Here is a 14,221-nt window from a genome sequence, read left to right on the forward strand (position 1 = left end):
TCACGACGATCCGCGCCTCGATCTCGACGCCGGGGATCGGCGTGTCGAGCGTGTCGATGAGCTGATTGATCGCGGCCATTTGATCGGCGAGGTCGGTGAAGATCACCGTGTTGGTGCGAGTGTCGATGACGATGTCACCGCGGGCCGAGAGGTTCCTCTGGAGCAGCGGCTCGATCTCGGCCGCTTTGGCATAAGAGAGCACTCGGGTCTGGGTGAAGAGGTTGCCCGCGAGCGCCTGCTCCTCCGCGAGGCGCCGCCGTTCCGCTTCTTCCGTCGCGAGCTCGGAGAGCGGCGCGATGCGGATGACGTTTCCCTCGACGACGTAGCCCAGCTTGTTGGTCTTCAGAATGAGCTCCAGGGCCTGATCCCATGGCACCTCGACGAGCTTCAGCGTGATGCGGCCGGTCACGCCGGGCTGGACGACGATGTTGAGTCCGCTGATGTCGGCGAACAGCCGGAAGATGTCCTGGATGTCGCCGTCCTTGAAGTCGAGGCTGATGAGCTCTCCGGTGTATACGCGCTCGCCGGGTTGCTGTCCTCCGGGCGCGATGAACGTCTGGGAGCCAGGTAACGCGCTGGGCTGAGGCACGGGCTCCTGTGCGGGAGGCGGACTCGGCAGGAGCGGCATGGGATTTCCCATCGAAAGGTTTTGTGCCGTCAGCTTGACGGGCTCGAGAGAAGAATCCTCGGGGGACGAGGGAGATGCCTCCTGCGACAAGAAGTAAGTGCCGCCCGATTCCGTCTTACCTTGGATCGTGATGGTATCGGGTTTCGGTTCTTGCTCGATCGCGGAGTCGTTCGATTCCGGTTCTTCGTCGTCAATCGACGCGAGAGCCGGGGAGGCGAAGGCCTCGGGGGAGCGCGAAAAGGAGACTTCGACGCTCCCATCGCGCTCGTAGGCTCGATAGGGAACCTCGTCCTCGAGGTCGAAAACGACGCGGGTGATTTGTGGATTGTTAGTGCTGAACTGAGCGACCCGCACCCGGCTCACACCGATTTGGTCGATGGAATGGGCCGCCCTTGCGACGGAGTTGACCACTCCGGTGAAGTCGAAGACCAGCCGCTTCGGCGCGTCGAGCTCGAAGCTCGTGTAGTTGAGCCGGCCATTCGCTTCGAGAACGACGCTCAGAACGTCACCCACCATCTTGTGGGAGACGCCCGATAGCGCCGACGCGGGCCTCGTGGATACTTTGGGTTTGGGTACTTTGGGGACCCCCGGCTCGCTTCCCGTGGCCTGCGGAGCCGAGCTCGCAGCCCGACTCGCATTCTCGGCCGCGGGAGCGGAAGGAACAGGCGGCGGCGATGGTGGCGGAGCGGCTTGAACCATCGACTCGGGGGAGCTCGACGGAGCCGACTGCCCGATCTCGCCTCCGTCGAAGACCAGGTTCAACGCCTGATCCGAGCCTGAAATCTGGTAAGGCACGACGGCGGCGAGCTTGACCTCGATGCGAGAGAGTTTCTTCCCGTTTGCACCCACGAGATTCGTCGCGAGGATCGATTCGACTTCGCGACTTCCCACCACGGTGCGTTCGTTCAGCGCGGAGATATCGACGGCGGGAAGATCGATGACTAGCGTGTGCGGATCGGGGCTGTAATGTGTGTAGAGGACGGCCCCGGTCGTCTCGAACCAGACGCGGGTCTCGCTCGGCCCTACGTGGTAGCGCACCGCGCGGATGGTGGCCGAGTCGGAAGTCGCTTCCTCTCCTGTAACCTGAGCCGACACTTCCGTCATCTGGGTCGAGGCGACTAGGCACAACGGCGCCAGGAGACGGAGAAGTGACCTCGAAGGAATCATCGTGTGCCCTCCTCCACCGGATAGAGCGATTTTTCAACCTGCTGGAATTTCTCGATACGCAGGGGATCGTTGATCTCTTGACGAAACACGACTTTCTCGTCGTCGATCGCCTGGATGCTCCCGTCGTAGAGCCTTTCTCCGATTCTGGCGAAGTAGCTCTTGTTATCGGTGCCCTGGATCAACGCAATGTAACCATCTTTGGTCTTGACGATACCTCTCAAGCTCACCTCTTGAATGAGCATGCCAGCAAGGCCCTGAGGACGTTGCCCCTCGGGCAACAGGATGTCGATTCCCAGGGCAAGGCTCACGAAAGGGTCGCGCCGGCCGCCGGCTTCGTATCGATAGCCCGAGCCCTCGGTGAGCTCGATCGCGTCGGGTACCGGCTCGACGTCGGGCGGTTGCTCGCCCTCCGCCGGCGGCGTCTGGGCCTCCTCGGCTGGAGGTTGCCCTTCAGCGGCGGGAGGTTGCGTCTGCGAGACCGAGAGCTCCGCCACGAGGACGAGTAAGGACGCGGTCCATACTAGTCGCATCTTACGCTCTTGCACCCACATGATTCATACCTCGTACCTCGCGCCTTGAAGCATGATTCTCCGGGTTGAACTTCTGCAAAACGGAATCGCCGTCCTATCTTCTCGCCGCGGCCCCGCTTGTCGCCGCCGCCCCGCTTGCGGCCGCCCCCGCGGGAGCACCGGGGGGCGCCGCCTGAGGCTCGATGAAAACGAAAGTCGTCGCGGTGCAGTTCGCCGTGATCGTGGAAGAGATCGACGGATCCCGCTTCGCGTCGACTTCGAGATTGCTCACGTTGACGATGCGTGACAGCCGGCTCAAGCGATCGAAGAAATAAGCCAGATTGTGATAGCTGCCATCGAGCTCGAGACTGATGGGCCATTCGGCGTAGAACTCCTGAGGCCGCGTCGCCTCGGGCTTGAAGCGCAACACGTCGAGACTCGACTCCGCCGCGAGCTGCTGCACCTTGCGAAGGAGATCGTCGACTTCCTTCTCGCTGGGAAGAATCCGTGAGAGTGCCTGGAGAGTGGCCTCCTTGCGCTCGACTTCTCGCCGAAACTCCGGAAGCCTCGCCGCGGTCGTCTTGGCATTCTCGACCTCGGCCTGGAGGTTTCTTTGCTGCGTCGTCTTGTTCTGGATCTCCTGCTGCATCGGCGAGTAGACGAACCACCAGAACAGGCCGTAGAGCGCGCCGCCCAAAATGGCGAAGACCACTATCTGCGATCCGAACGACATCCTATCCATGGCTCTGCTCCTCTCTCACCGGGCTCCCGCTGGAGCCCCTGCACCGCCTGCGGGTGAGGGGGCGACGGGCTGCCCCTCTGGCTGCGGAGACACGAGCTGCGTCCTCAACTGAAACTGGGTGAACTCCTGCTCCTGCCGACGGTCGACTTGAGCGTCGATCAGCTCGACGTCCTGAAACCAGTCGCTGTCCTCGAGCTTGCGGATGTAATCGGCAATGCTGACATAAGAGGCCGCCATGCCGTCGATGGTCACGGTGGGACCTCGCTGGGAGAGCTGCGTGAGCCAGACGAACTCCGGGAGCTCGGAGGAGAGGGCATCGAGCATTCGCACCGGCCCCTCCCTCTGGCTCTTCAGCCGCTCGATCAAGCGCTCTTTCTCTTCCAGCTCGGCGAGCTTGGCCTGGTACTCCTGCACCTGACGAATGATCGGGGCGAGCCGATTCTTTTCTTCGTTGAGCTGCTGGATCTCCTGATCGAGTTGAGAGATGGTTCGCGTGGCCGACAGATACTGGACGACGATGAGCGCGACCGCCAAACCCAGGATCGCGATGGCGGCGAGCACCCCCTTGCGCTCGGAGCCTTCGCCTCCCGGGATGTGGGACTCGATGATGGCACCGGCCCCCCCGATCGGCTCCTTCGATCCCAGAAGATTGACGCGTATCATCATTCACCACCCTTTCTCATTGCCAACCCCACGGCAATCGTACACGCGGGCCCCACGTCTTCGAGAAACTCAGCATCGAAGTCCTTGGGGTTGTACGTGACGTTCTGGAACGGGTTGAAGATTTCTACACGAGTATCGAATCGCTCGGACATCGCATCCGACAACCCCCGGATGCGAGCACTTCCACCACTGAGAACGACGCGGTCGATACGGTCTTCCGAAGTGGTCGCCTTGAAGAAGTCGAACGTCTTCTGCACTTCCATCAGGACCGTCTCGGTGACCGATTGGAGGATCCGGGGAATCGCCTCGTTGTGCCCCTGGCCCAGCTTCTCCGCCTCCGCCTGCTCGAAGCTGATGTTCAGCTCCTTCTGGATCGCGTCGGTGTACTGATTGCCGCCGATGGTCGTGATGTCTCGAGTGAAAATCGACGTGTCGCCGCGCACCACGTTGATGTTCGCTTGAGAGGCCCCGATGTTGACCATGGCGACCACCCGGCCGGGCTCGATGCCGTAGTTCATCTCGTAGGCGTTCTGGAGCGCGAAGGCATCGACATCCATGATCATCGGATTTCGCCCTGCCTGGGTGATGACGCTCTGATAGTCGTTGATTTTGTCTTTCTTCGCCGCCACCAGGAGGATGTCCATGTTGCCGCCTGCCGCTCCCGCGTCGAGCACCTGGTAGTCCAGGTTCACCTCCTGGATGTCGAACGGGATGTACTGCTCGGCTTCCCAGTGGATCGATTCCGCGAGCTCCTGCTCGCTCATGGCTGGAAGCTGGATCTTCTTGACGATCACCGAGCTGCCGCTGATGGACGTCGCGACTTCGGTGGTCTTGATACGGAACTCGGAGAATAGCTTCGTGATCGCGTCGATGACCGACGTCGAATCCATGATTTGCCCGTCGACGATGGCTTCCGCGGGAAGATATTCGAGGCCGACGGTGATGAGCTGAAACGTATCCCCCTTCGATGGCTTCAACTCGACGGCCTTGACGGAGCTCGACCCGATGTCCAGCCCAACGAGATTCTTCTTCTTACCGAAGAGACCCATCCGAATCGTCTCCTACATCAAAGCCGCAGCCAACGATAGTTACAGGAAGAAGTTAAAGTACTTTGTGAGCGTACAGTATGAGGCGAATGACTGTCAAGAGAAAAAGCGGCCACAAATGTATTGGGTTCTTTGGGTCATTATCGGGCAACTCCTCGTCGCCCGTCAAGCAGTTTCCGTGATCTCGAGAGGGGATTCCCCCCCAAGAGAAAGGACGTCTATGAGGTACCTCAACCGAGAGTACACCCATCGACAAGGGGCCCCAAGATGTGCGGGCTCTCACAATGGGGGGCTTTCCCCGGGTGGTCACGATTCGCCGAGGCCGTTCCACCACACTCCAGTCGGGTGACCCGGATGAAAGGTTCATGTGTCACTCGAGCTTCGAGCTCTTAAGCCCCATCGAAGAATCAAGTTTCTTGCGACGGTCAGGCCCAGCCGGCCTGCAGGGTTCGAGGATTCCCTACGCCACGCGCAAACGCCCTCCGACGCGCTTTTCGCGAGACGTTCGCCGTTGGGTCTTTCGAGCCAGGGTTTACCCGGTTTTCGGATCACGAACAGTGAGTTTTTGCGATCGGGATTGGGTGTCATCAATAATTGTGAAGAAATGTGGCCCGCATGACGGGTCGTCGGCTGGACGGTGAAAGTCTTTTTGCTTGACAACGCTAGCGAGGGCCACTAAATTAGGCCGTTGGGCGATTGCATGTCGCCCTAATTTTTTTTCGGAAGAGCTTCAGGGGAGACCGATTGACGACCACGTTTCCGAGCAAAGCCGAGATCTCGCACGCATGGCACGTCGTGGATGCGGAGGGACAGGTGCTTGGTCGATTGGCTAGTCGTATCGCTCGCGTTCTCGCGGGCAAACACAAGCCGACCTACGTACCCTTTCTCGACAGCGGAGACCACGTGATCGTAGTGAACGCCGACAAGGTGCTTCTCACCGGCAAGAAAGAGCGCGACAAGGTCTATTACCGGTATAGCGGCTATCCGGGCGGCATCCGCGCGACGCGTGCCGAAGACGTCAAGGCACGCTTCCCCGAGCGGCTCATCGAGAGTGCGGTTCGGGGTATGTTGCCCAAGACCCGTCTCGGAAGGGCTCAGATCAAGAAGCTGAAGGTGTACCGCGGCTCGGCTCATCCCCACCAGGCACAGAAGCCAACGACTCTCGCGCTCCGAACGCGCACCCCCCGATGAGTCTCGTCGACTTGGGCCTCCAGCAATCTGAAGAAAGAATCTTCGCGACAAAGGGGTGTGGCCCCGTCGCGCCGTCGGCCGATCGGCCATCGTACGACGATCACACCCTCGTCGACGGCACTCTGGGAAGGAGATCGTAGGCTTGGCGTCGGGCAACATTCAGTACTACGGAACGGGCAAGCGGAAATCATCCATTGCACGCGTCTATCTCCGTCCGGGTCGTGGCGACATCCGGATCAACAAGAGGACCGTGGACGAGTACTTCAGAAGCGAAGCTCTGAAGATGATCGTCAAGCAGCCGCTAGCGCTCACCGAATCTACGAGCAAGTTCGACATCTACGCCAACATCCAGGGCGGGGGGCTCACGGGTCAAGCCTGGGCGATGCGCCTCGGCATTGCGCGCGCTCTCTGCGAGTTCAATCAGGAGCTGCGACCGCGCCTGAAAGAGGGCGGTTTTCTAACACGCGACTCGCGCATCAAGGAGCGAAAGAAGTACGGCCAGCCGGGCGCTCGGAAGCGCTTCCAGTACTCGAAGCGTTGACGACCTCGCCCTGGGCCACGCGGGCCACTTTCGATCGAAAGGGAGGTTTTTTGGCATCGATAACGATGAAGGAGCTGCTCGAAGCCGGTGTGCACTTCGGGCACCAGACGAAACGGTGGAACCCCAAGATGAAGGAGTACATCTTCGGGGAGCGGAACGGCATCTACATCGTCGACCTCCAGAAGACCCTTCGCCTGTTCAAGGACGCCCTCTCCTATGCGACCCGACTCGGCGCCGAGGGAAAAACGGTGCTGTTCGTGGGAACCAAGCGCCAAGCGCAGGAAGTCGTCGCCGAGGAAGCGACGCGAGCGGGGATGTACTACGTCAACCAGAGGTGGCTTGGCGGCACTCTCACCAATTTCGTCACGATCCAGAAGAGCATCGCTCGATACAAGGAGCTTTGCGCCATCGTCGAAGAGGGCCGGCACGAGGATTTGACGAAGAAAGAGCTCTCGCGCCTCGACAAGGAGCGCCGCAGGCTCGAAAAGAACCTGGTCGGCATCAAAGAAATGACGAAGCTGCCCGACGCGATATTCGTTGTCGACGCCAATCGTGAGGAGATCGCGGTCCATGAGGCCCGCAAGCTCGGGATCCCGGTAATCGCCATCGTGGATACGAACTGCGATCCGCTCCTGGTGGACTTCGTCATTCCGGGAAACGACGACGCCCTCCGCGCGATCAAGCTGTTCACCTCGCGCATTGCCGACGCCATCATGCTGGGCAGGGACATGGCCAAGGCACCCGCGGTCCCCAAATCGGCCGAGGAGAGAAGCGAAGGCGAGCCGGAGGCGAAGAAGGCGGAGAGCGAACCCTCGGCCGCGGACGGGGAGTCGGCTACGAGCGCATCGCCTCCACCCACGTGATGACCCGCCGGCGGCGGGTGAGAGCTCACGGCAGCCGGACAGAGAAAATCGCGGGCGCGTCCGCGGCTTCCATGGGATCACAATCGAGCCGAGGTCAGTTCAAATGACTCAGATATCCGCGCAGCTGGTCAAGGAGCTCCGTGAGAGGACGGGCTCGGGCATGATGGAATGCAAGAAGGCGCTCGAGGAGGCCAAGGGCAACCTCGAAGAAGCGATCACCATCCTGCGCAAACGGGGCCAGGCCGCTGCCGAGAAGAAGTCGGGCCGCTCGACGACCGAAGGCCTCGTGGGCTCCTACATTCACCCCGGCGGCCGGGTGGGCGTCCTCATCGAAGTGAACTGCGAGACCGACTTCGTCGCCAATACGGTCGAGTTCCGCGAGCTCGTCAAGGACCTGGCCATGCAAGTGGCCGGGGCCCCTACCCCGGCCCGATGGGTGCGACGGGAAGACGTTCCCGCGGAGATCGTCGACAAGGAAAGGGACATCCTCGGGACTCAGGCTCGAAGCTCCGGAAAACCGCAGAACGTGGTCGATAAGATCGTGGAAGGCAAGCTTCAGAAGTTCTACCAGGAAAACGTCCTGCTCGAGCAGGCGTTCATCAAGAACTCCGACCAGACGGTGGGTGACTTTCTCACGAGCAAGATCGCCGTTCTCAAGGAGAACATCCAGGTCCGCCGCTTCGTTCGGTTTGAACGCGGCGAATCTCTTTAGTAAAACCTCACTACCCGCTCCCCGTGGGTGAATAGGCGGGCGAACGAGATGTCGGATAACTCGGCCTATCGTCGTGTTCTGGTGAAACTCTCGGGCGAGGTCTTGATGGGCAACCAGGCTTTCGGCATCGACCCGGAAGTGGCCCAGTTCATGGCCAGCGAGATCAGCTCTCTGCACTCTCTCGGAGTCCAGACCGCCTCGGTGATTGGAGGCGGAAACATCTTCCGCGGAGTGGCTCCCTCGGCCCGGGGTATGGATCGTGTATCGGCGGATCACATGGGGATGCTGGCGACGGTGATCAATGCGGTGGCGCTGCAGGACGCGCTGGAGAAGCTCGGGGTTCACACGCGGGTGATGTCGGCAATCGAGATGCGAGAGATCGCCGAGCCTTTCATCCGGCGCCGAGCCATCCGCCATCTCGAGAAAGGACGGGTCGTGATCTTCGCCGCGGGGACGGGAAATCCCTACTTCTCCACGGATACCGCGGCGGCGTTGAGAGCGATGGAGATCAAAGCGGAAATCATCATGAAGGGTACCAGGGTATCCGGTATCTATTCGGCCGACCCCGAAAAGGACGAATCGGCGGAGCTTTTCGAGAAGATCACTTACATGCAGGTGCTCGAGAAAGGCCTGAAGGTGATGGATACCACCGCCATCTCTCTTTGCATGGACAACCGGCTTCCCATCATCGTCTTCGACGTAAAGAAACCCGGCAACATGAGGCGGGTCGCGTGCGGAGAGAAGCTGGGTACGCTGGTCACAACGCCCTGAGGGCTCCAGGCGCACGAGAAAAGGAGGTCCGGCTCGTGACGATCAAGCAGCTCATCGACGATGCCAAGAGGCGTATGGACAAAACCCTCGAAGTGCTGACCAAGGAGCTCGCCTCGGTTCGCACCGGGCGCGCTTCGCTCGCCATTCTCGACGGCGTCACCGTGGACTATTACGGCTCTCCCACACCACTCAATCAGGTGGCCAACCTGGCGGTTCCAGAAGCCAATCTGATCACCGTCCAGCCCTGGGAGCCGCCGATGCTCGACAAGATTGAAAAAGCCATCCTCTCTTCGGATCTCGATCTGAACCCCGCGAACGATGGCAAGATCCTTCGCATCCCCATCCCGCCTCTGACCGAAGAGCGGAGGAAGAAGCTCGTGAAGCACGTCGGCAAGATCGCAGAAGAAAGCCGCACGGCGATGCGGCAAGTGCGACGCGACGTCAACGATCGCCTCAAGAAGATGCTCAAGGACAAGGAGATCTCCGAGGACGACGAGCGGCGAGCTCTGAAGGAGGTTCAAGATCTCACCGACAACCACATCAAGAAGACCGACGATGTGGTCAAGAAAAAAGAGCAAGAGTTGATGACCGTCTAGCGAAGCGTTCACAGTCGGCAAGTCGAGGCAACCCACACGCCTCTTTCGACTCCGGACGGTACGCTGTTGACGTTTTCGAAATGACTGAGCGCCTCTATTTGGGCGATCCCTACGTCGTCGAGTTCGATGCCGAGGTCGTCGAAGAGCGCGTGACCGAAGACGGCCCAGCCGTCGTCCTGGCAAAGACTCATTTCTACCCCGAATCGGGCGGCCAGCCCTGCGACCTCGGAACGATTCACGATATTCCCGTCGTCAAGGTCGCGGAGCTTCCCGACGAGACGATCCTCCACTTCGTCGAGCGGTTTCCAAAGGAGCGCCAGGTGCTTTGCCGCATCGACGCGGAGCGGAGGCGCGACCACATGCAGCAGCACTCCGGGCAACACATCCTCTCGGCCGCGTTTGTGAGGGAAGCCTCGGCCGCGACCACGTCGTTTCACCTCGGCAGCTCCATTTCCACCATCGACCTCGACGTGAGCCCTCTCTCGCCAGACCAGGTGCTCGCATCGGAACGAGCCGCGAACGAGGTCGTCCGGCGCGCCCTACCGATACGCACCGAATACGTGGAAGGAGCTGCGGCTGCCCGAGGTTTGCGAAAGTCCCCTCCCTCGGTCGGGAGCCTGAGAATCGTGGACGTGGAAGGGTTCGATCGGCAGGCTTGTTGTGGCACGCACCCCCGATCGAGCTCCGAGGTCGGTCCCATCGTGGTTCGCGGATTCGGTCGGTTCAAGGGCGGAACCCGGGTCGAGTTTCTGTGTGGCGAGCGAGCGCTCAGAGACTATCGAGCCACGGTGGGCCGAGTCCGCGCTCTGGCCACGGTCTTGTCGAGCTCGGAGAGCGATCTCGTCTCGACCGCCACGAGGCTCCAGGAAGACCGCAAGGCGATGGGAAAGGAGCTCGAGCGGAAGAGCACCGAGCTCTTGCTCACGCGGGTCGAGAGCTGGATGGCCGAGGCCGAGCCGATGCCGGGCGCCACCCTTCTCGTCAAAGTCCTGGAAGCGATTCCCCCTGCCCAGTTACGCTCGGCGGCAACCGCTCTGACCGGACGGGAGCGTCGCATCGTGCTCCTGGGAAGCACGGACGAACAAGCGGCGCATCTCGTCTTCGCGCGCTCCGAGGATGTGGACACACACATGGGAAATCTCCTCGCCATGAGCCTCGGGGCCGTCGATGGACGCGGCGGCGGGAGCGCTCGAATCGCGCAGGGAGGCGGTCCGCGAACGAGTGGCCTTCCCGCGGCGCTCGCCGAAGCCAAAGCTCGGCTGGTGGAGTGAGATGAGAGCCGTTGCCGCTTTCGCTCTGCTCGCCTCGCTCGTTGCGTGCTCCGCCGCTGAAGAGAAAGCTGACCCGCAATCTCGGTCCCAACGGCCAGCGCTCGGAGAGGAGCCGCTCGAGACGGCATCGATTACCGACGACGAGGTGGTTCCCCTGACACCGGAGCGGGCCGCGACCGCTCGACCACCCTCGGGAAGGCCCTGTGCTTGGGCGCGCGCGTGGCAGGATCCGAGCTCACCCAAACCCCACCTTGCGGGCGTCGGCGGCGTTCCCAATCCCGAGAAACGGAGCGAGACAGCGATTCGGCTCCCGGATCGAGACCCGATTCCCCAAGGCGAGATCGTGGTCGAGGCGGTCGTGGGTCCGGACGGAGCCGTCCGTGAGGCCAGCGTCGTGGGCTCCACCACCCCTCCCTGGCCCGAAGCGGAAGCCTCGATCCTGGACGCCATCCGTCGATGGACCTACGAACCTCCCCGTTTCGATGGCACGCCGGTGTCGGTATGCGTCACCATCCTCGTGAGCCCCTGAGCTCCTGCCCGAGCTGCCGGTGCTTTGCTCTTGCTTGCTCGTCCCCCTCGCCCTTATTCTGAAGCTTCACCGTGTTGCGAACGAGGAATTCTTCGGGAGTGCTTCTCCGACTTCTAGGCGTCGGTCTCGCCGCTCTACCGCTTCTGGTATCGAGCTGCGGGGGGAATGCCGATGCACCAAGACCCCGGCCCAACATCGTTCTGATCACGATCGATACGCTACGTGCCGATCATCTCGGTAGCTACGGCAACTCCCGGCGCTCGTCTCCGTCGGTCGACCGGATGGCGGAATCCGGATTTCTCTTCGAGCGGGCGCTCTCGCCGGCACCATGGACGTTGCCGAGCATGGCCAGCCTCCATACGTCCCTGTACCCGACCGAGCACGGTGCCATTCGCGCTCACACACCGCTGCCGGACGATGTAACCACTCTCGCCGAATCGTTGCAGAGCGTGGGTTACGAAACGATGGCGTTCGTGACGCACGTTTTCGTAAGTCGCCGGTACGGGCTGGATCAAGGCTTTCGTACTTTCGACGAGTCGCTCGTGAGGGGGCATGAAACGGTGACGTCGGAAGAGCTCACGACGAATACTCTGCAGTATCTAAGCAGGATGGGGCGTGAGCCGTTCTTCTTGTGGGTTCACTATTTCGATCCTCATTTCAGTTACATTCGTCACCCAGAATTCGATTTCGTCGAGCTCGAGCCTGCCCCGGAGCGTTTCAGCTACGAGGACCTTCTGGCGGCGGAACCGTCTCTGCGGGACGAGTCCGTTCCCGATCCCTTCTCGATCGAAACGGTAAAGGCGATCTACGACGAGGAGATCGCGTTCACCGACGCGGCTATCGGCAGGCTGCTAGACGGGATCGAGCGTCTACATCTCACCGGGCCGCTCGTGAACATAGTCACTTCCGATCATGGCGAATATTTCATGGAGCGCGGTCGGTTTGGCCACGGCCGCGACGTACACGATGAGCTCCTTCACGTGCCCCTTATCATCTCCGGAGACATCGACGAGACGCTCAAAGGTCACCGTTTTTCCGGGGCCGTCGAAATGGCCAGCGTCGCGCATACGATTGCCAATCTCGCCGGGGTCGAAGACAATCCTTTTCGGGGCGAGGATCTGCTCGCAGTCGAAGACCGCGAGCAAAGCCCACCCATCTTCAGCTTCGGCTGCTACGCGTGGGGAAATGACGGAAGAAAAATCATGGTCGAATCGGAGGGTTGGAAGCTCGTTCGACATGTCGACGACGACCGTTTCGAGCTCTACGATCTGCGTCGAGATCCGCGAGAGCTCGACAACCGCTGGAACGAAGAATCGGCGGCGTCGCGCGCCGCGAAGAAGATGCTCCTCGCCGCGCTCGAAGACTATGCGAAACGGCGGAAAGGGTCTCCTTCAACCATCGACCTCTCACCCGAAGAGATCCGACGACTGGAAGCGCTCGGATACGTTCAATAATCACTCGTCCCGCTGGACCAGGTAGAGGCCGGTGTTATCCGGGAACCCGTCCTCTGGAGAAAGGGGAATCAACCTCGTACGGTAGCGATGCCCCTCAACGTCGATTTCCTCCTCGACGAAAACCTGGGCGGCACTTCTCAGGAGAACGATATTGGCCAGGAGGTAAGTTGGTTCGTGTTTCACGAAGAACGCCGGTTCGACCCGTTTCTCGTGACCGGCTGACGCGGGCTTCTCTCCAACTTTGCGCCGAGCCACTTCTCGACTCGTCAGGCCATATTGGTCATAGATGAAGAGATTGGAGTAATAGCCGACTGCACCGATCCCGTTGAAAACCAGGGATTCGCCCGGATGCGTGTACCTCGCGAGGGCTTTGCCCAACATTGTCCAGGCAGTCGCATTGCGTTTCATTTCCTGCCAGTGCTCATACTCCGAGGCGTGGTGAGACGTGTTCCATCGAAAATGGAACATTTCGCGAGCCGACTTCGGTACGACATGCAGATTGAACGCCGGCAGGATCGACAAACCAATGGCAGCGGCGGCGAAGCCAATGGCCGTCATGCTTCTTGGCACGGTGATCGGTTGACCAAGAACCGTGCAGATGACCAGAGCGAACAAGACGGCCACGAAGGGCAGGGCCGGGACCATCAAGCGTCCCATGCTCATGAAGTCTCCGCCGACAAGGACCGCCGCGAGGAAGATCCCGATCACCATCCCAAGGGCGTGCCATGCCAGACGACGTCTCTCTCCCCGCAATATCCAAGGAGAAGCGAGTATCACGAGGCCGACAGACGAAAACGTCAAGAAAAAGCTAATCGTGTAACGAAGGCCTCTCTGTAGGGAGAGGGCCGACATACTCAATTTGGCCCGAGCCGTGTTGGAAACGTAGTCGCCATAGTAAGAATACCGCCAGGCCACGTAGAGTGTCATGCCAGCGATCAGGATCGCTGCCGCCTCCGCGGTCGCCCGCAGCGTTTCCTTTCGACGGGTCAGAATTCCCGTAAGTAGAGCCAGGCCGATGATCAAAAGAGCGTAGAAAGCCCCGTCCGTTCGGATGAGACCACATAACAGACCCAAGACCCCCGCCTGGATGCCTTTGGGACGATGCTCATCGCCCAGGAGTCGCTCGAAAGTCGCGAAGAGCAAGAACGCGAAGGGAACGGTCTCCAGGCCCCCAGTCGACCAAACGGAGAACGGTGGCAGCGATGCCAAGAATATCGCCCCCATCCCCGCGCTCCAGTAGCTTCCGTGTACTCGACGATACAGGAACAGCATCAGCATGCCCAGAAGCGAAGCGCCGAAGGCCACCGAGATCAGCCGGGACGCCACGGCCACGTCGGCGCCCACGGCCTCGAAAAGCGACATGGTCAGCACCCATAAAAAGTTGCTGTAGCCCTCCACGGGAGGCTCGACACCCAAGTTGTAACGAAGCCCTGCTCCATGGGCGAAATTCCTTGCGTAGCGAAAAGAAATGAACGCATCGTCGCAGACGAAATCGAACCTCAAGACCATCAAGGCATACAGAATCAAGGCCCCGAAGA

At 60.7% G+C, this 14,221-nt stretch carries 15 protein-coding genes; 9 read left to right on the forward strand and 6 right to left on the reverse strand.

Annotation, left to right across the window (positions count from 1 at the left end):
• The 5 genes from VEK15_02410 to pilM form a co-directional block, all read right to left on the reverse strand.
• Positions 1-1,795: AMIN domain-containing protein (locus VEK15_02410; GenBank protein ID HXV59519.1), on the reverse strand; the 1,795-nt coding region annotated here is incomplete at its 3' end.
• Positions 1,792-2,325 (reverse strand): hypothetical protein, encoded by a 534-nt coding sequence (locus VEK15_02415; protein HXV59520.1) that lies wholly within the window; start codon positions 2,323-2,325, stop codon positions 1,792-1,794. The genes VEK15_02415 and VEK15_02410, both read right to left, overlap by 4 nt.
• Positions 2,326-2,419: 94 nt before the next feature.
• The gene (gene pilO / locus VEK15_02420; GenBank protein ID HXV59521.1) at positions 2,420-3,046 is read right to left on the reverse strand and encodes a type 4a pilus biogenesis protein PilO; all 627 of its coding nucleotides are present in this window, start codon (positions 3,044-3,046) and stop codon (positions 2,420-2,422) included.
• A 15-nt stretch (positions 3,047-3,061) separates the two neighbouring features.
• Positions 3,062-3,712, reverse strand: a complete 651-nt coding sequence (locus tag VEK15_02425; GenBank protein HXV59522.1) for a PilN domain-containing protein — start codon at positions 3,710-3,712, stop codon at positions 3,062-3,064.
• Entirely contained in the window at positions 3,709-4,758 is a 1,050-nt protein-coding gene (gene pilM / locus VEK15_02430) for a type IV pilus assembly protein PilM (protein HXV59523.1), read from the reverse strand. Before pilM ends, VEK15_02425 begins: the two co-directional genes overlap by 4 nt.
• 741 nt (positions 4,759-5,499) lie before the next feature.
• Here pilM and rplM point away from each other — a divergent pair.
• The 9 genes from rplM (at position 5,500) to VEK15_02475 (ending at position 12,683) form a co-directional block, all read left to right on the forward strand.
• Positions 5,500-5,946 carry a 50S ribosomal protein L13 gene (rplM, locus tag VEK15_02435; protein HXV59524.1) on the forward strand — a complete coding sequence of 149 codons (447 nt, stop codon included), beginning with the start codon at positions 5,500-5,502 and terminating at the stop codon, positions 5,944-5,946.
• A gap of 142 nt (positions 5,947-6,088) precedes the next feature.
• Positions 6,089-6,487, forward strand: a complete 399-nt coding sequence (gene rpsI / locus VEK15_02440; protein HXV59525.1) for a 30S ribosomal protein S9 — start codon at positions 6,089-6,091, stop codon at positions 6,485-6,487.
• Between the two features lie 50 nt (positions 6,488-6,537).
• Positions 6,538-7,350 (forward strand): 30S ribosomal protein S2, encoded by an 813-nt coding sequence (rpsB, locus tag VEK15_02445; GenBank protein ID HXV59526.1) that lies wholly within the window; start codon positions 6,538-6,540, stop codon positions 7,348-7,350.
• A gap of 103 nt (positions 7,351-7,453) precedes the next feature.
• On the forward strand, positions 7,454-8,062 hold the full coding sequence (gene tsf, locus VEK15_02450) for a translation elongation factor Ts (protein ID HXV59527.1): 609 nt from the start codon (positions 7,454-7,456) through the stop codon (positions 8,060-8,062).
• Between the two features lie 48 nt (positions 8,063-8,110).
• Positions 8,111-8,833, forward strand: coding sequence for a UMP kinase (gene pyrH / locus VEK15_02455; protein ID HXV59528.1), 723 nt, complete (start codon positions 8,111-8,113; stop codon positions 8,831-8,833).
• A gap of 35 nt (positions 8,834-8,868) precedes the next feature.
• Positions 8,869-9,429 carry a ribosome recycling factor gene (gene frr / locus VEK15_02460; GenBank protein ID HXV59529.1) on the forward strand — a complete coding sequence of 187 codons (561 nt, stop codon included), beginning with the start codon at positions 8,869-8,871 and terminating at the stop codon, positions 9,427-9,429.
• A gap of 80 nt (positions 9,430-9,509) precedes the next feature.
• Positions 9,510-10,700 carry a DHHA1 domain-containing protein gene (locus VEK15_02465; protein ID HXV59530.1) on the forward strand — a complete coding sequence of 397 codons (1,191 nt, stop codon included), beginning with the start codon at positions 9,510-9,512 and terminating at the stop codon, positions 10,698-10,700.
• 1 nt (position 10,701) lies between these two features.
• Positions 10,702-11,229: a TonB family protein gene (locus VEK15_02470; protein ID HXV59531.1), complete on the forward strand. Its 528-nt coding sequence runs from the start codon at positions 10,702-10,704 to the stop codon at positions 11,227-11,229.
• Between the two features lie 98 nt (positions 11,230-11,327).
• Positions 11,328-12,683, forward strand: coding sequence for a sulfatase (locus VEK15_02475; GenBank protein ID HXV59532.1), 1,356 nt, complete (start codon positions 11,328-11,330; stop codon positions 12,681-12,683).
• Here the strand turns inward: VEK15_02475 and VEK15_02480 are convergent.
• A partial coding sequence (locus VEK15_02480; GenBank protein HXV59533.1) for a hypothetical protein occupies positions 12,684-14,221 on the reverse strand: 1,538 nt, incomplete at its 5' end.

It is taken from the genome of Vicinamibacteria bacterium (genome assembly GCA_035620555.1).
GTDB lineage: Bacteria > Acidobacteriota > Vicinamibacteria > Marinacidobacterales > SMYC01 > DASPGQ01.